17 protein-coding genes are annotated in these 19,455 nt (G+C 36.5%); 11 read left to right on the forward strand and 6 right to left on the reverse strand.

Features of this window, described 5'->3' with window-relative positions:
- Position 1: 1 nt before the first annotated feature.
- From FG27_RS10095 to FG27_RS10105, 3 genes are all read right to left on the reverse strand, one after another.
- Positions 2 to 631 (reverse strand): hypothetical protein, encoded by a 630-nt coding sequence (locus FG27_RS10095; RefSeq protein ID WP_037318637.1) that lies wholly within the window; start codon positions 629 to 631, stop codon positions 2 to 4.
- A gap of 110 nt (positions 632 to 741) precedes the next feature.
- Entirely contained in the window at positions 742 to 1,461 is a 720-nt protein-coding gene (locus FG27_RS10100; protein WP_037318639.1) for a hypothetical protein, read from the reverse strand.
- 183 nt (positions 1,462 to 1,644) lie between these two features.
- Positions 1,645 to 2,700, reverse strand: coding sequence for a type I restriction enzyme HsdR N-terminal domain-containing protein (locus tag FG27_RS10105; RefSeq protein WP_037318641.1), 1,056 nt, complete (start codon positions 2,698 to 2,700; stop codon positions 1,645 to 1,647).
- A 316-nt stretch (positions 2,701 to 3,016) separates the two neighbouring features.
- On the opposite strand from FG27_RS10105, the gene FG27_RS10110 reads away from it, so the two are divergent.
- Both FG27_RS10110 and FG27_RS10115 read left to right on the forward strand, forming a co-directional pair.
- Positions 3,017 to 3,985 carry a type IV toxin-antitoxin system AbiEi family antitoxin gene (locus FG27_RS10110; protein ID WP_037318644.1) on the forward strand — a complete coding sequence of 323 codons (969 nt, stop codon included), beginning with the start codon at positions 3,017 to 3,019 and terminating at the stop codon, positions 3,983 to 3,985.
- The gene (locus FG27_RS10115) at positions 3,960 to 4,802 is read left to right on the forward strand and encodes a hypothetical protein (protein ID WP_037318646.1); all 843 of its coding nucleotides are present in this window, start codon (positions 3,960 to 3,962) and stop codon (positions 4,800 to 4,802) included. The genes FG27_RS10110 and FG27_RS10115 overlap by 26 nt, the downstream gene beginning before the upstream one ends.
- Before the next feature lie 124 nt (positions 4,803 to 4,926).
- On the opposite strand, the gene FG27_RS10120 is transcribed toward FG27_RS10115, so the two are convergent.
- On the reverse strand, positions 4,927 to 6,135 hold the full coding sequence (locus tag FG27_RS10120) for a site-specific integrase (RefSeq protein ID WP_037318648.1): 1,209 nt from the start codon (positions 6,133 to 6,135) through the stop codon (positions 4,927 to 4,929).
- A gap of 387 nt (positions 6,136 to 6,522) precedes the next feature.
- Between FG27_RS10120 and FG27_RS10125 the strand changes: the two genes are divergently transcribed.
- Genes FG27_RS10125 through pncA form a run of 3 tightly spaced genes read left to right on the forward strand, consistent with a single transcriptional unit; the run spans position 6,523 to position 8,845 of the window.
- The gene (locus tag FG27_RS10125) at positions 6,523 to 6,810 is read left to right on the forward strand and encodes a macro domain-containing protein (RefSeq protein WP_051935819.1); all 288 of its coding nucleotides are present in this window, start codon (positions 6,523 to 6,525) and stop codon (positions 6,808 to 6,810) included.
- A 14-nt stretch (positions 6,811 to 6,824) separates the two neighbouring features.
- Positions 6,825 to 8,228 (forward strand): nicotinate phosphoribosyltransferase, encoded by a 1,404-nt coding sequence (locus tag FG27_RS10130; protein WP_037318650.1) that lies wholly within the window; start codon positions 6,825 to 6,827, stop codon positions 8,226 to 8,228.
- Between the two features lie 5 nt (positions 8,229 to 8,233).
- Positions 8,234 to 8,845, forward strand: a complete 612-nt coding sequence (pncA, locus tag FG27_RS10135) for a bifunctional nicotinamidase/pyrazinamidase (protein ID WP_037318652.1) — start codon at positions 8,234 to 8,236, stop codon at positions 8,843 to 8,845.
- Here pncA and FG27_RS10140 read toward each other — a convergent pair.
- Positions 8,832 to 9,611, reverse strand: coding sequence for a hypothetical protein (locus FG27_RS10140; RefSeq protein WP_037318654.1), 780 nt, complete (start codon positions 9,609 to 9,611; stop codon positions 8,832 to 8,834). The two genes, pncA and FG27_RS10140, sit on opposite strands and share 14 nt — an antisense overlap.
- Positions 9,612 to 9,814: 203 nt before the next feature.
- Here FG27_RS10140 and gdhA point away from each other — a divergent pair, with 203 nt between their 5' ends.
- The 6 genes from gdhA to FG27_RS10170 all read left to right on the forward strand — a co-directional run bounded on the left by gdhA (position 9,815) and on the right by FG27_RS10170 (position 19,035).
- Positions 9,815 to 11,158: an NADP-specific glutamate dehydrogenase gene (gdhA, locus tag FG27_RS10145; protein WP_037318656.1), complete on the forward strand. Its 1,344-nt coding sequence runs from the start codon at positions 9,815 to 9,817 to the stop codon at positions 11,156 to 11,158.
- Positions 11,159 to 11,238: 80 nt separating this feature from the next.
- Positions 11,239 to 11,958 carry a DNA repair protein RecO gene (gene recO / locus FG27_RS10150; protein WP_037318659.1) on the forward strand — a complete coding sequence of 240 codons (720 nt, stop codon included), beginning with the start codon at positions 11,239 to 11,241 and terminating at the stop codon, positions 11,956 to 11,958.
- The gene (locus FG27_RS10155; protein ID WP_037318662.1) at positions 11,959 to 14,364 is read left to right on the forward strand and encodes a TonB-dependent receptor; all 2,406 of its coding nucleotides are present in this window, start codon (positions 11,959 to 11,961) and stop codon (positions 14,362 to 14,364) included. It abuts the gene before it with no gap.
- Between the two features lie 88 nt (positions 14,365 to 14,452).
- Positions 14,453 to 17,854: an isoleucine--tRNA ligase gene (gene ileS, locus FG27_RS10160; protein ID WP_037318664.1), complete on the forward strand. Its 3,402-nt coding sequence runs from the start codon at positions 14,453 to 14,455 to the stop codon at positions 17,852 to 17,854.
- A 4-nt stretch (positions 17,855 to 17,858) separates the two neighbouring features.
- Complete coding sequence (locus tag FG27_RS10165; RefSeq protein WP_037318666.1) at positions 17,859 to 18,242, forward strand: TraR/DksA C4-type zinc finger protein; 384 nt, start codon at positions 17,859 to 17,861, stop codon at positions 18,240 to 18,242.
- Positions 18,243 to 18,408: 166 nt separating this feature from the next.
- Positions 18,409 to 19,035 carry a lipoprotein signal peptidase gene (locus FG27_RS10170; protein ID WP_037318668.1) on the forward strand — a complete coding sequence of 209 codons (627 nt, stop codon included), beginning with the start codon at positions 18,409 to 18,411 and terminating at the stop codon, positions 19,033 to 19,035.
- On the opposite strand, the gene FG27_RS10175 is transcribed toward FG27_RS10170, so the two are convergent.
- Positions 19,032 to 19,454, reverse strand: a complete 423-nt coding sequence (locus FG27_RS10175) for a response regulator (RefSeq protein ID WP_037318671.1) — start codon at positions 19,452 to 19,454, stop codon at positions 19,032 to 19,034. The two genes, FG27_RS10170 and FG27_RS10175, sit on opposite strands and share 4 nt — an antisense overlap.
- Position 19,455 lies beyond the last annotated feature (1 nt).

Consider the following 19,455-nt stretch of genomic DNA (forward strand, 5'->3'; position numbering starts at 1 on the left):
TTTAGACACCTTGAAAAAATTGAACGGCGAATTTGCAAAAATCAATTATGACCTCTTTATCAAGGCCGAACTCTTCTCTTCTTCCAAGCCAGTTTTTTGATTTTGGTGTTATCTCTTTTCCTTCATTTAATTCATCAACAGTTATACATTTTATATGAGATTTGGACACTAGTATAATGTAAGCATTTTGATAAGGATAATCTTTTGGTAGATCTTTCTTTTTGAACTCACCGCTTGCCCTAAATTTGACTTCAATAAAATAAACTTTATTGTCCTTGGGGTTTTGAATTACAAAATCTGGCATTCTTCTTATATCCTGAGCAACATCTGATCTTACATTTTTTAAGAGATCCATAATTCCGGGAATAGTATTTTCCATTCCATAACGAAATACATTATAGCCTAAACTGAGAAAAAGTTCCTGTATTAATGTTTCGGCTATCCGGCCTTTAATCATATTATAACGGTAGCGTTTATCTCTTTCAGATAAACCACCAATTATATAGTCTGCCTCATCAACATCACTTTCCTCATTCTCTACTGCAACTGCAACCTGTCCATTTTTATAACATTTTAGACATAGTCCTCCATTAAATTTTGTAAATGCACCGCATTGTACACAATCTGCCATTTAATATGAATTTTTAAATTAAAGATTGTGAGTATTTTAATTCTCACATTATAATCTACGGTAGGGCGTAGCAGGAATTGGTAGTAAATATAGGAATTCTTATAGAAATGTTAATAATGAAGTTTATTACATATCACATTAAATGAATTTACTCCTAAATTTTTTACAGACAGGATTGGATTTCGGTAATTTTTGGTGAAATGTATATGAGAATATTCTTCCAGTTCAGGAATAGCCTTATACCAAAACTTCTTGCTGCGGGGTATTATAATTTCAGCATTTCTTTCAATAGCTTGTCTTACCAGTTCAAAATTATATTCCTGGCTGGGCAAATAGGAATTAAAACCTTCTTCTTTTATTAACCTCTTATAAAGAGCTTTATACTTGATTGAATGATATGGAAAGAACTGCACTTTCGCTATTTTTTGAGCCACTTTTTCAGCGCTTGTAGCATTTATTAATGGCATTAATTTATTATACCAATAGTCCGATTTTTTTCTATACTCTTCCTCAACACAAAACAAAGGTAAATCGGGAAAAGGAAGTTGATGTTGTATTTGTTGCATCCACCAACTTTCATAGGTTTTGTAATAATTAGTTCCACCGGTATCTTCCTTTTCATCATATCCCGGATTTAACATCAAGATTAAAATAGGAGCAGTTTGTACATCTCCCATAAAGGGGGCTGGAAATATATTTTCATGGACTCTATATGTTGCCGAAACCTTGGTGTTGAACTTTGCAATTAATGCTTGTTCTTTTGGTAAAATAAAGCTTAGTCTATTATTATCCGCAGCTAAGGAGAGCCAGGGGTTATGGTGGGAGGTCATATTCAAATGTTTTTCTAAATATAGCTAACCTTTCAATACAACAAATAATAAGGTCTTTTTTCCGAAATTCTCTTTTAAAAAAGCAATCCATTGTCCAACAAAATTCTTCTATATCGAAAAGAGCTAAGTAGGCTTATACTCTTCTGAAAGGTATTTTTTTAGACAACATTTAAATTATAGCAATCACCTCCGGTTAACCTCCTTTAACCAAATTTCAAACAGATCCCAATGTGATTCATTCCATTGTGCACTTAAAAAGTACTCTTCTCCATATATGTCCTTGTAATACCTGTTTCTTCCGGTATGATCAGCCCGACCTTGAGATTTTTTTCTCAAAACAGGATAGCCTGAGTTTAAGACCCTCTTAGAATAATCTGGACTTAATAGTGCATGGATATCGTTGGAATTTAATTTATTGTTTGTAAACAACTCCCTGAAGGTCTTCTGTACATATGCTCCAATCTTTAATCCATCTTTAGTTCTTTTGGAATTTAATTCATTGTAGTTGAATTGAGAGCGTTTTAATACTATAGAAGAAAGCTTTTCATTATCATAAGAAATTTGATTCTTCGATTTGATCTGAAGTTCGTAGTTTTCTAATACACTATCTACTAAATCAGAATCGTAAACTTCAGTCAGCTTTTCCCTTACCAATTCGAAAATTTCATCATTAAACCCACGTAGACTTATTCTATTTTCAATCTCCTTTACCTTTTGTTTTTCATTATATTTTGTTAATCCATCTTTTATATAGGTTTCAATGAAGTTGTTCGTGCTTTCAGATTTTTTAAAAGATTCCACAAACTTTACGCCTTTATCAGATGATTTTTTCAAAGGAATTTCTTCTATAAGGTGAATTTCATTTGCCCTAGATCTTGGTTTTTCAGTAAAAACTTTAAACCTATCACCAATAAGGATTCCAACTGGCACTCTGAGCATCCTCATATATGAAGATAGTTGATTTACGTGTCCGGAGAAATTTAAATCTTCAGATGGTTTTTTGATTTCGACTACACAAACAGCTTCAGATTTTTCATTCCGAATAATAATATCGGGACACATACGATTTGCAGCGCCAAATTGAATAGATTCCCGCACTGATAACTCTTTTTTGTATTGACTCCATCCTAATTTTTCAAAAATCCTAATAACTTTGTTTTCGTAGACCTGTTCAGATACGTTAGAAGGAATTGTCTCGGTTAGAATAAAACATATTTCTTCCCATAAGTCCTTATCCATAATTTTTGCTTTAATTTCATTTTTACTGTAGGAATTCTAATTTCGTAAATTTCACATAATTAAACAGAAGAAATATTAGAAATACTTCCCAATTACATTTCAAAATTGAAAACTTGTGTTTTCAACAATGGAAACTAGATTTTCTTTTCATTGCCTCCTAAATTTGTTTTCTTAAATCAGCTGCTTATGGAAGATGAAGGTCATTGCAATTTTATGATATCGTTACTTTTAAGAGTATAAAACAGATTGGAATATGTATATTTGTTCATAAATTTACGCTGTTCACGAATCGTGAACAAAGAAAAAACGTGAACAGATGGAAACAGAGATCGTTTACAATGCTTTGAAAAATCTGGAAGATCCTAGGCATATCTATGGTCATTTTGAACAAGGGAAAAAGTTGGATGGGGAAATCACTTTGCATTTTCCTTATCGGCCTCCACTTAGATTAGTAATAGAAATCAAAAAGGAGTTACGCCAACATCAAATCCCCCAGCTTTTAGAGAGAAAGCAGGAATATGAGAATTTTATGCTGGTAGCGGGAAGATTACATCCGGCGATAAAAAAACGCTTGCAGGAAGAAAGGATAACTTACCTGGAAGAGAATGGTAATATATTTATCTTAGATGATGGAATTTATGTCTTTATCGATACCAATAAGCCTTTAAAAACAGAAAAAAGCAGCAGCAAAAAAGCTTATACTAAAACAGGGCTAAAACTGGTTTTTAGTTTTTTAATTGATCCTGAGTTAGTAAATGCCAGGCAAAGAACCATAGCAGAAAAAAGTGGAGTAAGTCTGGGTACCGTGCCTAAAGTAATTAAAACCTTGAAAGAGGAAGGCTATTTAATCGCTCACAAAAACAATTATCTCTGGGAAGATCGAAAGGCTTTATTAGATCGCTGGATTAACGATTATGAACAACAACTGAAACCTAAATTATTCCGGGCGCGTTATGAACTAAGGGAAGATTGGCAAAATCTCAAATTAAATCAGGGAGAAACCCATTGGGGAGGAGAGCCTGCAGGCGATTTACTTACCGGTTATTTAAGGCCGGAAGAATTCATATTGTATAGCAACGAGTCTCCAGTAAACCTGATGAAAAATTATAGCCTTAGACCTAATGCTGAAGGAAAATTATTTGTTTATGAAAAATTCTGGAAGGGAGATTTTGGTGCTGTTGCCCCTCCTTTCCTGGTCTATGCCGATCTAATTCTAAAAGAAGACAAACGTTGCCGGGAAACCGCACAAAAGATTTTTGATGAGTACATCCAACCAGTCCTATAAAGAACTTGCTATCCCTTATTTTAAGGAGGTTTTTGAAATTATCGATGAGATAATGCAAAAGCAGAAGATCCCTTATTACTTAATCGGCGTTAATGCCATTGCGCTGGAATTATTAAAAGAGGGCATTAAACCCAGCCGGGGTACCAAGGATATCGATTTTGCGGTTATGATTTCTTCAGGTGAGGATTATAAAAAAATCACCAAAGGCCTGGAGGAGAAAAATTTTACAAAAGTAAAAGCTCCTTGGACCTTTTATAATAAAGCCTTTAATTCTGTAATAGATGTGCTTCCCTTTGGAGAAATTGAGCAGGAATTCACCCAGAATTTTGATAAACGCCAAATAGATCTTCACGTTGTTGGCCTTAAGGAAGTATTGGAAGATTCGCGGGAGGTGTATATAGACGAAAAATTAGTACAAATTCCTCCGCTCCCGGGAATGATTATTTTAAAACTGGTAGCCTGGAGTGACAGGCCTGAAGACCGGGGCCAGGACCCGGGGGATATCTTAAAGATAATTAAGCATTATTTTGATTATAATTTTGATGAAATTCTGGAAGAACATAATGATGTTTTTCCGAAAAGGGAATTAGATGAAACAGGAAAGTTAAAAATAGCTGCTCGTGTCTTGGGGAGAAATGCCCGCAAGTATCTTAATGCTTCAGAAAGGCTGAAAAAAAGAGTACTGGAAATCCTTGAAAGACATACCTCATCACCTGCCTCCTCCGATTTTTTAAAGAATTGGGCTAGCCAGGAAGATTGGGATCTTGATTTGGCCCAGGAAATCCTCTTTGAATTTAAAACAGGAATTACAGAATGAAGTATCAGGATGAATCAAAAATGCTTAATTATAAAGTCTTATGGAATTTGTCTTACATAATAAGAAGTAATTAAAAAATATAAATCTATACTTCCATTTTAAATGAGATCTGGATATAGTACCATTACAACAATACTTCAAGAGCTTTGTCAACAACCTGAGTATCTAATTCTTTTAAATATGCTTGGGTTACACTTAGGTTTTGATGTCCTAAAGATTCGCTAATCACATCAGTAGCCACACCTTTTTGTTTAAGGCAATTAGCAAAACTATGCCGGGCCACATAACTGCTAACATTTTTTGTGATCTCACAAATTGTAGCCAGTTCCTTTAGATTTTTATTGTAGATCCCTAACATTTTATGTTTTCGATCTGCAAGTTGGGTAGGAGTGTAATTTTCACGATACAGTAATGGAAATACATATTTATTCCCATACCCATTAATTCGATAATAATCAAGAATTTCTCTTACCGGGGGCATTATAGCAATTGAGAAATTTCCTTTGGTTTTAGCCCTGGTGTAATAAATAACATTTTTCTCCACATCTTTCCATTCCAGACCCATCATGTCGGCAAAGTTCATTCCCCGGGTATAGAAACTAAAAACAAAGTAATTTCTGGTATCAATTAAATGCCGATGCTTACTCAGATCCACATTGACAATGCGCATTATTTCTTCAAAATCCAGGGCACGTTTAAAACCTTTGCCTCTCAAACCTGAAATCTTATATTTTTTAAATGGGTATAAGCTTTCTTTAACAATACCGCGCTCTATTGCTTTGTTGAACAATGCCCTTATAGCTCTCATCTTTACGCCAACACCTCCATCGGTTCCACCTCTGGACCTTAAGAACGCATCATATTTGCTCAAAAAGGTAGAGTTAACTTCCCGAAAACTAAGTTTTTTACTCTTATGAAATATTTGCACCGAGGTTTTGGTATCCTTATAAGACTTCGCATTTCCTACACGACCAGCATAGGTCATTTCCTCAACTATTTCATCAAAGAAGGCAAAGACATCATTTTTTACCGGATTGAAGGTAACTCTATAAAGCTTATCAAAATCTTCAAGTGTATAGTCAGGATTTTGAATTTCAATTTCCGATGCTACCTGGTATGCCCGATCCTTAATTTTTACCAGTAACCGATTATACTGAAAATGATTTTTCATCTTTTTGTTAAAGGTTCCTGTTGAAGCTGACCATTCGGAAATCTCTGAACTAAATGGGGTTTTATAATATTTAGTTTGCCGATCTTTGGTCACACGCAAGAAGATTGGGTACAACCCATCGGTTAATTTCTTTGTTCTCTGTACAATTTTTATAGTAATCATGCGGCTTAAATTGGGTACAACATAGGTACAACAAATGGGCAAATAAAGGTAAATATTGTAAAACTAAATGACAAGGAAAAAGTTGTAAAATATTGAATATCAATACATAAGAAGCTAAATGAAATTATCTGAAACACCATTTTCGCGGCTGTTAATCAGAGGGTCCTTGGTTCGAGCCCAAGAGGGGGAGCAAAATAGAAGAAACCAGTCTTAAAAAAGGCTGGTTTTTTTGTTTAAAAGTCTTTCCTAATCGGGGACTTTAGAGGTTAAGCTCTATCAGCCTAATTTTTTTAAAATCATTTTTGGGTACCTAACTTGGAATTAGGTGTTTTTTTCGGGTACGTGTTTTTTTAAAAGGGCCTCATATTATTTCTCAAAGTATGGTAATTGTTTAACCTGGGGCCGGTCTACGGTCAGGATAATCCGGCGGATAAGCTTTTGGAAAATTGCTATAAGAATGCGTTGAAGTGTTCAGAAAAGAAACAGGTGAAGTCTGTAGCTTTTCCGGCTATTTCTACCGGAGTCTTTGGTTATCCTATACAAGAAGCGACCAGGATCAGTTTTAATACAATTTTAGCCGAAATCCCAAAGCTTAAACACCTGCAAAAGCTTAAATTTGTTTTGTTCAGTGAAGCAGATCTTGAGATTTATGAAGCGATGCTTGACGAAGTTTAAACTAACTAAAAGCTATGCTAAATTTTTCAGCTACTTATACCGACCAGTATCAACTGGCGATGGCGCAGGTATATTTTAAAAAAGGCCAAAAAGATTACACCGCAATATTTGACTATTATTTTAGAAAACTTCCTTTTAATGGTGGCTACGCCATTTTTGCCGGACTTCAGGATCTATTGGAGATCATTGAAAACATAAAATTTAGCGATAAAGACCTCGAATATCTTAAAAAGCAAGATTTTGATGATGATTTCCTGGAATATCTAAAAGATTTTAAATTCCACGGAAATATTAATTCGGTTCAGGAAGGAGACTTGGTTTTTCCTACCCGGCCTGTTTTGCAGGTGGAAGCTAATATCATTGAAGCGCAAATAATTGAAACTATTTTACTGAATTTACTCAATTTTCAAACCTTAATTGCAACAAAGGCGAGTAGGATAAAATTGGTTTCTGGAGAGCGCACTTTATTAGATTTTGGTTTGCGACGGGCACAGGGACCTGGAGGGTACTATGCAACCCGCGCTGCTATTGTTGGCGGTTTTAATGGGACGAGCAACGTAATTGCCGGACGGGATTTTGATATTCCGGTTTCAGGAACTATGGCGCACTCTTTTATTCAAAGTTATGATGAGGAAATCACCGCATTTAGAGATTTCGCTGAAGGAAGACCAAAAGATTGTGTGTTGTTAGTAGATACTTACGATACGCTTAAAAGCGGTGTGCCAAATGCGATTACAGTCGCAAAGGAAATGGAGGAGCGCGGTCAAAAATTAATGGCTATTAGGCTTGATAGTGGAGATTTAGCTTATCTCTCTAAACAAAGCAGGAAAATGCTGGACGAGGCCGGACTTGATTATGTGAAAATTGCAGCTTCTAATCAATTAGAAGAAAATGTGATAAAAAGTTTGCTGGAACAAGGCGCCAGGATAGATGTTTTTGGCGTGGGTACCAACCTTGTTATTGGAAGTCCCGATGCCGCTTTAGACGGGGTTTATAAATTGGCTTATTCTCACGGGAAACCAAGAATTAAAATTTCTGAAAGCATAGTTAAGGTGACGCTTCCGCATAAAAAACAAGTGTATCGTTTAAGGGATGCTGAAGGAAATTGCGTTGGAGCCGATCTAATAGCTCTTTTTGAAGAAAATGATATTGAAAATATGATACATCCCTTTGAGCCTTATAAGCAGATGCGAATTGGGGAATTACAAAAAGAACCCTTACTTCAGCCAGTAATGGAAAATGGAGAAAATAAATTAGAGCATAAATCCCTTCAGGAAATTGCTGAATACAGTAAAAACAGGCTTGCAGAGCTTTCAATAGAATATAAACGCTTTAATAATCCGCATATTTATAAGGTGGGGATTACAGAGGCTTTAAAAGCAGAACGGGATAAATTAATTGCTTCTTACCAAAAATAAGATTTATGAAAACGCTAATTATTGTAGATCCACAAAACGATTTTATGCCCGGTGGTTCCCTTTCGGTTCCTAATGGAGATGAAATTGTTCCGATAATAAACAAACTTCAGGAGAAATTTGATCTGGTGATCGCTTCCCAGGATTGGCATCCAAACGGCCACGCCAGTTTTGCCAGTAGTCATAAAGGAAAAAGTGAATTTGAAACTATTGATCTAAATGGAATTGAACAAGTGATGTGGCCGGAACATTGTGTTCAAAATACCGAAGGCGCAGAGTTTCATAAAGATTTGAAAACTGCTAAAATTGAAGCAATTTTTAGAAAAGGAACCAGTCTTGAAATTGATAGTTATAGCGCTTTTTATGATAACAAGCATTTAAAATCTACAGGCCTTTCTGGGTATTTAAAAGAGAAGAATGCAGAAGATCTTTATTTCTGCGGACTTGCAGCTGAAATTTGTGTGCACTTCACCGCTAAAGATGCAATTAAAGAAGGTTTTAAGGCTACAATAATAGAAGATGCTACACGAGCGCTAAACGCTGAAGATTTTGAAAAAACTAAAGCAGAATTAAAAGATTTAGGAGGTAGGATTATTACTGCCGAGGCTATTGAAAATTGATATAATAAACATAGCCGACATTTACCCAAAAGATATAATCGTTAAATTTATTTTGAGGCGCATTAATATTTAGTCCGTCAATCCAGTCGCTACCATAATATTGTCCACGAGCTTCAATGAGAAGATCGTGTCTAAAACCTAATCGGTAACGAACACCAAGCCCGCCAATTATAGAATAGGTGCTGCCGCGTTCAAAATCCATTCCCCCCACAAAGGTTGGAAATACGTTGTTTTGCTCGGTTAGTGGTCCTAAATCAGAATAAGCATCGGGCTTGTAGGAAACAAAGTGACCGCCCAAACTTATATATGGAGAAAACATGTAGCCAGAATGAGTGAAATCCCTAATTCTAAAGGGGTGATACTCAAGATGTAAGCCACCCTCAATAATTTCACTCTCCCCGTGCATTGCTCTTAACAACTGTCCGCCAATTGTCTTTTGTCTGGCTACGGGGCCATAATGTTCCAGTTTGGAATAAAAATAGTCCAGCTCTGTTCTAATTCTAAAATGATTTGTAAAAAATGAAGCGGCTTGAGAGTAATGGCAGTCAGTTTTATAGGCGAAATTCATATAATGTGAAATACCTATTCCGTAGCCTGCGTTATTAAGGTTGTTTCTTACATTCCAACGTTCGCCGTAATCGGTAAAAAATGAGGCTGGGCCAGCCTTAACCGCAATTTCATGAGCAATCCCAAATTGAGAATATGTCTTTACCTGAAATAGCAAAATAAAAACTAAAAAAACTAAAATTTTCTTGTAAGTGTGCATTAATTCAGGCTTGGGGCGAGCAACAAATATATAAAATCTTGTTTAACAAAAAATTATAGTTTCGTGCCCAGGCATAGAGCGATAAAATAAAGACGTTAATTTTATATGAAACTAGAAATATTTGAGGTCGTTTTTTATAGAACCCATATATTTGTAATACAAAACACAGTTTTTATTATAAACTATTTGTAGAATTACACAATATGGAACAAAATATACAAGATTTTCTGGATAAAGTATCGCAAAGAAATCAAAATGAGCCTGAATTTATGCAGGCAGTACATGAGGTTGCTGAGACCATTATTCCCTTTATAGAAAAGAATAAAAAGTATCAGAACATGGAGTTACTGGAGCGTATGGTAGAGCCGGAACGAGTAATTATGTTTAGGGTTTCCTGGTTAGACGATAAAGGAAATATTCAGGTAAATCGTGGTTTTAGAATTCAAATGAATTCTGCAATTGGGCCTTATAAAGGTGGATTGCGTTTTCATCCTTCCGTAAATCTCAGTATCCTAAAATTCCTTGCTTTTGAGCAGGTATTTAAAAACAGTCTTACCACCTTACCTATGGGTGGTGGAAAAGGAGGTTCTGATTTCGATCCAAAAGGGAAATCTGATAATGAAGTAATGCATTTCTGCCAGAGTTTTATGACAGAACTTTATCGCCATATTGGCCCAAATACAGATGTTCCTGCTGGAGATATTGGAGTTGGTGCCCGTGAAGTTGGTTATATGTTTGGCCAATATAAAAGATTGCAAAATGAATTTACCGGGATTTTAACAGGGAAAGGACTTTCTTACGGTGGTTCTCTTATACGTCCTGAAGCTACCGGCTATGGGAATGTATATTTTGCACAGAATATGCTTAGAACAAAAGATGATTCTCTTGAAGGCAAAACCGTTGTAGTTTCTGGATCTGGAAATGTAGCCCAGTATGCTGCAGAAAAAGCACTGGAATTTGGAGCGAAGATCTTAACTATGAGTGATTCTGGAGGTTATATTTATGATGAAGATGGGATTGATGAAGAAAAACTTCAGTTTATCATGGATCTTAAAAATGTAAGACGTGGTAGAATTAGCGAATATGTAGATGAATATTCATCAGCTAAATATTTTGAAGGAAAGACGCCATGGGAAGTTAAATGTGATGTAGCCCTTCCTTGTGCTACCCAGAATGAACTTGAAAAAGCTGATGCTAAGCAATTAGTGGATAATGGATGTATGTGTGTTGGCGAAGGTGCTAATATGCCCTGTACTCCAGATGCTGTAGAGGTATTTAAAGAAGCAAAAATTCTTTTCTCTCCAGGAAAAGCTTCTAACGCTGGTGGGGTTGCTACTTCAGGATTAGAGATGAGTCAAAATTCTATGCGTTACAACTGGACTTCAGAAGAAGTGGATAAGAAGCTGCACGAGATTATGAATGATATTCACGATCGTTGTGTAGAATTTGGAAAAGAAGAAGATGGTTATATAGATTACGTAAAAGGAGCAAATATTGCCGGTTTTGTGAAAGTAGCCGATGCAATGCTTGCCCAGGGAGTAGTGTAAATATTACTTATTAAAACGATAAATTAAGGCCGCTTTTAGCGGCCTTTTTTAATTATCTTCGGAATAAATATTTTTCTAAAATGCTTATTACTACTCCGGCAATTGTAATTAGTGCGTTGAAATATGGCGAAGCCGATTTGATCGTAAAAGCTTATACCTACAGCGACGGCTTAAAAACCTATATGCTTAAAGGAGTGCTTAAATCTAAAAAAGGAAAATTTAAAGCATCCCAGTTTCAATTGCTTACCCAGTTAGAGATCGTTGCGAACCACCGCAATCAGGGAAAAATGGAATACCTCAAGGATGCCAAAGTCTTGCATACTTATTCCAGTTTACATACCAATATGGTTAAAGGCTCGATGCTTATGTTTTTGGCTGAAGTTTTAAAAAATGCAATTAAGGAGGAAGAAACCAATCCGCGGTTATTTGAATATCTTGAAAACTCGTTAATGTGGCTGGATTTGCATGATAAAATTGCCAATTTTCATCTATTGTTTTTATTGAATTTAACCCGATTCCTTGGCTTCTATCCAGATGCTGCTTCAAAAGATTTACCGTATTTCAATCTTTTAGATGGTGTTTTTGAACTAGGTAGTGTAAATAATTATTGTATTGAAGGTCGAAATGTCGAAATTTTACGACAGTTCTTAGGCATAAATTTTGATGCCCTGAATGGAGTGAAATTGAATCAGGAAAGCCGGTCAAATTTTTTAAATATGTTGCTCTTATATTATCAACTGCATATTGAAGGATTCAAAAAACCAAAATCACTTGCTGTACTCAACGAAATTTTTAGCTAAATGCGAATAATCACAGGAGTAATTCTCCTTTTTTTTATGGTTAATAGTATCTACGCTCAGCAGGTACAAGTTTTTGACGAAGAGAGTCATGAGCCTCTTGAAAGCGTAGTTTTATACAATGCTGAAAAATCTAAGAGCACGCTTACAGATTTGGATGGGATGGCAAATATTTCAGCATTTGACGAGGATGAGGTTATTCATCTTAAACACGTGAACTATGTTGATAGAAGTATAAAGAAGGCTAAAATTATTCAGAATAAATATAGGGTATATTTAAAAAGAGATGGTAACGAGTTAGATCAGGTCATACTATCGGTGGCTAAATTCGAAATGAATAAAGATGAAATTCCGCAAAAGATAGTTAGTTTTTCAGCGAGAGATATTATTATGGCCAGCCCGCAAACTTCGGCCGATCTTTTGGAAAGCAGCGGGCAGGTTTTTGTTCAGAAAAGTCAAATGGGTGGTGGAAGCCCAATTATTCGTGGTTTTTCAACTAACCGGCTTCTCATTACGGTAGATGGCGTAAGGATGAATACCGCAATTTTTAGAAGCGGAAATCTTCAAAATATAATCTCAATAGATCCGCTGGCGGTTGAAAGTACTGAGGTGATCCTTGGTCCCGGTTCGGTAGTTTATGGAAGTGATGCTGTTGGTGGTGTAATGAACTTCTATTCTTTAAAACCAAAATTTTCATTTGGTGAGAATGCTGCGGTTTCCGGTAGTGCATATTCTCGTTATGCTTCTGCCAATGACGAAAAAACCGTACATGCTGATGTGAATATTGGATTGGAAAACTGGGCATTTTTAAGCAGTGTTACGTATTCAGATTTTGGAGATTTGAGAATGGGATCTCACGGCCCCGATGAATATTTACGAAACGAATATGTAGTGCGAAGAAATGGGGAAGATGTAATAGTTCCAAATGATGATGCGCAAGTGCAAAAACCCACAGGTTATGAACAAATAAATTTATTGCAGAAGATAAAGTTTATGCCGCATAAAGACTGGGACCTTAACCTGGGCCTTATATATTCTACCACATCAGATTTTCCAAGATTTGACAGGCTTTATCAAAAACGGGATGGCCAGTTGCGTTCAGCAGAATGGTATTATGGCCCTCAAGAATGGTTTATGGGTAATTTTAAGATCAATAAAAAAGGTCATGGTTCTTTATATGATAAAGCACAGATGACTGCTGCTTATCAATTTTTTGAAGAAAGCAGGCACAACCGAGATTTTGGAGAAGACCTGTTATTTAATACCAGGGAAAATGTAGATGCCTATTCAATTAATTTTGATTTTGAAAAGACTTTTGAAGAGAGCCGGTTATTTTATGGAGCTGAATATGTTTTTAATAAAGTAAATTCTACAGGATTTGCAGAAAATATTTTAACTGCAGAAGAAGACATCACTGCGTCACGATATCCAGATGGTTCCACCTGGCAATCTCTTGCGGCATACACTACCTATCAATGGAAGATTAAAGAAAATCTTTCTTTTCAATCTGGACTTCGATATAATCATATTCTGGTAGATGCTGAATTTGATGAGAATTTATATGATTTTCCATTTCAGGAAGCCAATATTAATACCGGTGCCTTAACAGGAAGCGCGGGAATTAACTGGCAGCAAAACAGGTTTATTGGATGGCGATTAAATCTTTCTACAGCTTTTAGAGCGCCAAATATTGATGATATAGGAAAAATTTTCGATTCTGAACCCGGTGCCGTTGTTGTTCCAAATCCAGATTTAAAACCAGAATATGCCTACAGCAGCGAACTTGGTTTTGACTGGAAACCTGCAGAAAATATCAGTTTTATCGCTACTGCATTTTATACTTATTTAAACGATGCGATGGTGCGCAGGGATTTCAATTTAAATGGAGAAACCGAAATAGATTACCAGGGAGAATCAAGCCGGGTGCAGGCGATTCAAAATACAGCAAAAGCCTACGTGTATGGCTTTGAGAGTGGAGTAGAAATTGATCTATCTGTTGCGCTAAGATTCAGTTCCCAAATAAGTATTACTGAAGGAAAAGAAGAGCAGGAAGATGGTTCTACCGCGGCATTACGCCACGCAGCTCCTGTATTTGGAAATACACATTTAATATGGCACAAAAAAAGACTGAAATTCGATCTTTTTGCTGAATATAATGGGCAATTCGATTATGAAGATCTTGCGCCTTCAGAACAGGGCAAAGCCTATTTATACGCCATAGACGATAATGGAAATCCCTATTCACCATCCTGGTACACCATTAACTTAACGGGGCAATATGAACTCAGTAAAAATTTACTTGCCACGGCTTCTTTAGAAAATATCACCGACCAACGATACCGAACTTATTCCTCCGGAATTGCCGCCGCCGGTAGAAATTTAATTTTAGCTTTACGGTATAGTTTTTAATTTCTTTTGGGTTAGCTTTTTCCGTTTTTCTAACCCGCTCTTTTCTTAAAATTGATTATTTTCGCGACTCATTGGAAATTTTGAAAAAATGAGCAATAAGTTCCCTGAATATAAAGGACTTGACTTACCAAAAGTAGCTGAGGAAATCTTAAGTTACTGGAAAGAGAACGATATTTTTGAAAAGAGCGTAACCACCCGAGAAGGGAAGGAGCCTTTCGTGTTTTTTGAAGGTCCACCTTCTGCAAACGGACTTCCGGGAATTCACCACGTAATGGCGCGAGCTATTAAGGATATTTTTTGTCGCTATAAAACCCAAAAAGGATACCAGGTAAAACGTAAAGCCGGTTGGGATACTCACGGTCTTCCGGTAGAACTTGGTGTAGAAAAAGAACTGGGGATTACCAAAGAAGATATTGGGAACAAGATTTCTGTAGAAAAGTATAATGAAGCTTGTAAAAATGCGGTAATGCGCTACACTGATGTGTGGAACGATCTTACCGAAAAAATAGGCTATTGGGTAGATATGGAAGATCCATACGTTACCTATAAATCAAAATATATGGAAACAGTTTGGTGGCTGCTTTCCGAAATTTATAAAAAAGACCTTATTTATAAGGGCTACACCATCCAGCCTTATTCTCCGAAAGCGGGAACGGGATTAAGTTCACACGAGCTCAACCAACCTGGAACTTACCAGGACGTAACCGATACAACGGTAACAGCGATGTTTAAAATTACTGATGCTTCAGCGGCTTCAGTAAAAGAGGATCTGGAAGGTGCATTTTTAATCGCCTGGACCACGACCCCTTGGACCTTGCCTTCCAACACAGCCTTAACAGTAGGGCCAAAAATCGAATATGTTTCAGTAAAAACATATAACCAGTACACTTTTGAGCCAATCACTATTTTGGTTGCAAAGGCACTGGCTAAGGCTCAATTTGATAAAAAGTTTACCCAAGTTGAAACCGAAGAGGAACTTAAAGCTTATACTGAAGGCGATAAAAAGATTCCATTTTTAATCGGGGAAACTTTTACAGGAAAGGATCTTGTTGGGATAAAATTTGAGCAATTGTTGCCTTATGCATTACCTGCAGAAAATCCTGAAAATGCTTTTCGTGTAATTGCCGGAGATTTTGTGACTACAGAAGACGGTACCGGAATTGTGCATACTTCACCAACTTTTGGTGCAGACGATGCGCTGGTAGCTAAACAAGCTACACCGCAAGTTCCGCCATTATTGGTGAAAGATGAAAATGGAAACCTTGTTCCGTTGGTAGATCTTCAGGGGAAATTTAGACCAGAAATGGGCGAATTTGCCGGGAAGTATGTGAAGAACGAATATTATGACGAAGGGCAGGCACCAGAGAAATCTGTAGACGTTGAACTTGCTATAAAACTAAAAGAAGAAAATCGTGCTTTTAAAGTAGAGAAATATGTTCACAGCTATCCAAATTGCTGGAGAACCGATAAACCTATTTTATACTATCCGTTGGATTCCTGGTTCATAAAAGTAACCGAATTCAAGGAACGCATGCATGAATTGAATAAAGGCATTAACTGGAAACCAAAGTCTACCGGTGAGGGTCGTTTTGGAAACTGGTTGGCTAATGCAAACGACTGGAATTTATCCAGAAGTCGTTATTGGGGAATTCCGTTGCCAATTTGGAGAACCGAAGAAGGGAAAGAGGAAAAGCTTATCGGTTCTATTGCAGAATTGAAAGAAGAAATGGCGAAGTCGGTTAAAGCCGGCTTTATGGATAAAGATATTTTTGAAGGTTTTGAACCCGGAAATATGAGTGAAGAAAACTACGATCTGGTAGATCTTCACAAGAACGTGGTTGATGAAATTACGCTTGTTTCAGATTCTGGCAAACCAATGAAACGCGAAGCAGATCTTATTGATGTTTGGTTCGATTCTGGTTCTATGCCTTATGCGCAGTGGCATTATCCATTTGAAAATAAGGAAAAAGTAGAAGAAGGAGAACGTCAGGCCGATTTCATAGCCGAAGGCGTTGACCAAACCAGAGGTTGGTTCTATACCCTGCACGCTATCGCTACGATGATCTTTGATGATGTAGCTTATAAAAACGTAGTTTCTAACGGACTTGTGTTAGATAAAAACGGACAAAAAATGTCTAAACGTTTGGGTAACGCCGCCGATCCGTTTGAAACTTTGGCAGCTTTTGGTCCCGATGCTACGCGTTGGTATATGGTTTCCAATGCGAACCCGTGGGATAATCTAAAATTTGATATTGAAGGAATAGCTGAGGTGCGCCGTAAATTTTTCGGGACACTTTATAATACGTATTCATTCTTCACTTTATATGCGAATATTGATAATTTCACCTATAAAGAAGAGGATGTGCCTTTAGCTGAAAGACCCGAGATAGATCGTTGGATACTTTCAGAATTGCATACACTTATAGAGAAAGTAGATAAATTCTATGCAGATTATGAACCTACCAGGGCAACCCGGGCAATTTCAGAATTTGTGCAGGAAAATCTTAGTAACTGGTTTGTGCGGTTAAGCCGAAGAAGATTCTGGAAAGGCGATTATCAGCAAGATAAAATTTCAGCATATCAAACACTTTATACCTGTTTAGTTGAAGTGACCAAACTGGGTGCACCGGTGGCGCCGTTCTTTATGGATAGGCTTTACAAAGACTTAAACAAGAGTACACAAAAAGAAAACTTTGAATCGGTACATTTGGCTGAATTTTCAAAGTATGATGAGAAATTTGTTGATAAGTCTTTAGAACGAAAAATGGAGAAAGCTCAAACCATTTCTTCATTGGTTTTATCGCTTAGAAAGAAGGAAATGATAAAAGTAAGACAACCGTTGCAAAGAGTAATGATTCCGGTGCTTGACGAAGAGCAACGTGAAGAAATTCAGGCGGTTGAAGACTTGATAAAGTCTGAAGTAAATGTAAAAGAACTTCAGCTTATAGATGATGCTTCAGGACTGCTGGTGAAGCAAATAAAACCAAATTTTAAGGTTCTTGGCCCAAGATTTGGAAAGGATATGAAGCTGGTAGTCAAAGAGATAAATAAATTCACTCCAGAAGATATTACAAAGATAGAGCGAGAAGGAAATATTGCAATAAATCTTAACGGAGAAATGATTAAATTAGCTTCTGAAGAAGTGGAAATCACTTCTCAGGATATTGAAGGCTGGTTAGTTGCAAGCAGTGGTAATATTACCGTAGCTTTAGACGTTAGTATCTCTGAGGAATTAAAAAAGGAAGGAATTGCCAGGGAATTGGTAAATAGAATACAGAATATGAGAAAAGATTCTGGTTTTGAAGTTACCGATACCATTGAAGTGACCCTACAAAGAGACGGTATTGTCGAGGATGCCGTTAACCAAAATATAACCTATATCAAGAATGAAACATTAACTGCAAGTCTCGAATTTGCAGAGGTGGTAACTGAAGGAGCCGAGGTGGCTTTTGACGATATTACCACTAAAATGTTTATTAAAAAACATTAGAATTATGGCAACTGAAGTAAAAGAACGGTATAGCGATGCCGAATTAGCTGAGTTTAAGGCCCTGATTAAAGGCAAAATAGAAAGAGCGCAAGAGCAATTGGCTATCTATCAAAATGCTTATAAAAATGATGGAAACAACGGTACAGATGATACCGCCCCCACATTTAAAGCCTTTGAAGAAGGTAGTGAAACGATGAGTAAGGAAGCGAACTCACAATTAGCTATTAGACAGGAAAAGTTTATTCGTGATCTCAAAAATGCATTAAACCGTATTGAGAATAAAACCTACGGAATATGCCGTGTAACTGGGAAATTAATCGCAAAAGAGCGTTTAAAACTGGTGCCGCACGCTACCTTAAGTATAGAAGCTAAGAATATGCAGAAATAAATGTTCACTGAATATTTTAAAATATAGCGTCCCTTTGCTAGTGCTTTGGGACGTTTTTTTTAAATAAATAATAACCTAAGAAATTGCTTATCAGAAGCTGATTTTTAGCCGGGTAAAAAATAAATAATATTAGTATTTTAGCGGCGTTTTAAATTCCACAGAGTTCATGTCCTTAAAAAAAGCGAGTATTATTATCGTTTTGGTACTTCTAATAGACCAAATTTCAAAATTTTATATCAAAACAAATTTTTCGCTTGGCGAGGAAGTTCCGGTTTTTGATTGGTTCAGGATTTTATTTGTGGAAAATGAAGGAATGGCCTGGGGAACCAAAATTCCTGGGGAATATGGAAAGTTAATTCTTACCCTTTTTAGATTGGTTGCCATTGTTGGTATTGGCTATTGGTTATGGGATTCGGTTAGAAAAAATGGTTCCCGAATTTTAATAACCGCAATAGCCTTAATCTTCGCAGGGGCTTTTGGTAATATTATAGACTCTGTTTTCTACGGAATTATCTTTAACGATAGTTACGGCCAGGTTGCTGAATTTATGCCGGCACAAGGCGGCTACGGCACCTTATTTCACGGTAAGGTGGTAGATATGCTGTATTTCCCGTTATGGCAGGGAAATCTGCCGGAATGGATTCCTTTCTGGGGCGGAAATTATTTCACATTCTTTGAGCCGGTCTTCAATATAGCCGATACCGCAATTAGTGCAGGCGTAATTTTACTATTACTTTTTAATAAGCGTGCCTTCCCTAAAGAAGAGGAAGACTCAAAAGAAAGTAGTAACTAAGCAGCAGCATGACCATTGCGGTCAAAAATCTTCTCGAATTTCTTCAATTCTATTGGTTTGATTAAATAATCTGTAACCAGGTTAAAAGATTTTGCCCTTTCGAGATCTCTAGGATCTATGGAAGAACTTACTACGTACAGCGTGATTTTCTTTTCGAAGTTATTCTTTATCTTAATAAATTCATTTAGAAATTCCCAGCCATCCATAACCGGCATGTTGATATCAAGAAAAATAATGTCTGGAAGTTTTTCTTCGGAAGCATTTTCCAGGATCAATTTAAAATGATCAAAGGCTTCCATGCCGTTTTTAAAAATGAGAAGATTTTTTGATAGTTTTTTAATTTCAATAATCTTCTTAACAAGATTCACGTATATTTTGTCATCGTCAATAATACACGCCAATTCTACTTTTTGCCCCATA

The sequence above is a fragment of the Salegentibacter sp. Hel_I_6 genome (assembly GCF_000745315.1).
Classification (GTDB): Bacteria; Bacteroidota; Bacteroidia; order Flavobacteriales; family Flavobacteriaceae; genus Salegentibacter.

Excerpts from the sequence above, each read along its gene's own strand:
- gdhA (WP_037318656.1), top strand. The coding sequence starts at position 9,815 with ATGGAACAAAATATACAAGATTTTCTGGATAAAGTATCGCAAAGAAAT.
- FG27_RS10100 (WP_037318639.1), bottom strand. The coding sequence starts at position 1,461 with ATGACCTCCCACCATAACCCCTGGCTCTCCTTAGCTGCGGATAATAAT.
- FG27_RS10155 (WP_037318662.1), top strand. The coding sequence starts at position 11,959 with ATGCGAATAATCACAGGAGTAATTCTCCTTTTTTTTATGGTTAATAGT.
- FG27_RS10095 (WP_037318637.1), bottom strand. The coding sequence starts at position 631 with ATGGCAGATTGTGTACAATGCGGTGCATTTACAAAATTTAATGGAGGA.
- FG27_RS10120 (WP_037318648.1), bottom strand. The coding sequence starts at position 6,135 with ATGATTACTATAAAAATTGTACAGAGAACAAAGAAATTAACCGATGGG.
- FG27_RS10115 (WP_037318646.1), top strand. The coding sequence starts at position 3,960 with ATGAGTACATCCAACCAGTCCTATAAAGAACTTGCTATCCCTTATTTT.
- FG27_RS10140 (WP_037318654.1), bottom strand. The coding sequence starts at position 9,611 with ATGCACACTTACAAGAAAATTTTAGTTTTTTTAGTTTTTATTTTGCTA.
- FG27_RS10110 (WP_037318644.1), top strand. The coding sequence starts at position 3,017 with ATGGAAACAGAGATCGTTTACAATGCTTTGAAAAATCTGGAAGATCCT.
- FG27_RS10170 (WP_037318668.1), top strand. The coding sequence starts at position 18,409 with ATGTCCTTAAAAAAAGCGAGTATTATTATCGTTTTGGTACTTCTAATA.
- recO (WP_037318659.1), top strand. The coding sequence starts at position 11,239 with ATGCTTATTACTACTCCGGCAATTGTAATTAGTGCGTTGAAATATGGC.
- FG27_RS10105 (WP_037318641.1), bottom strand. The coding sequence starts at position 2,700 with ATGGATAAGGACTTATGGGAAGAAATATGTTTTATTCTAACCGAGACA.
- FG27_RS10175 (WP_037318671.1), bottom strand. The coding sequence starts at position 19,454 with ATGGGGCAAAAAGTAGAATTGGCGTGTATTATTGACGATGACAAAATA.
- FG27_RS10165 (WP_037318666.1), top strand. The coding sequence starts at position 17,859 with ATGGCAACTGAAGTAAAAGAACGGTATAGCGATGCCGAATTAGCTGAG.
- pncA (WP_037318652.1), top strand. The coding sequence starts at position 8,234 with ATGAAAACGCTAATTATTGTAGATCCACAAAACGATTTTATGCCCGGT.
- FG27_RS10130 (WP_037318650.1), top strand. The coding sequence starts at position 6,825 with ATGCTAAATTTTTCAGCTACTTATACCGACCAGTATCAACTGGCGATG.
- ileS (WP_037318664.1), top strand. The coding sequence starts at position 14,453 with ATGAGCAATAAGTTCCCTGAATATAAAGGACTTGACTTACCAAAAGTA.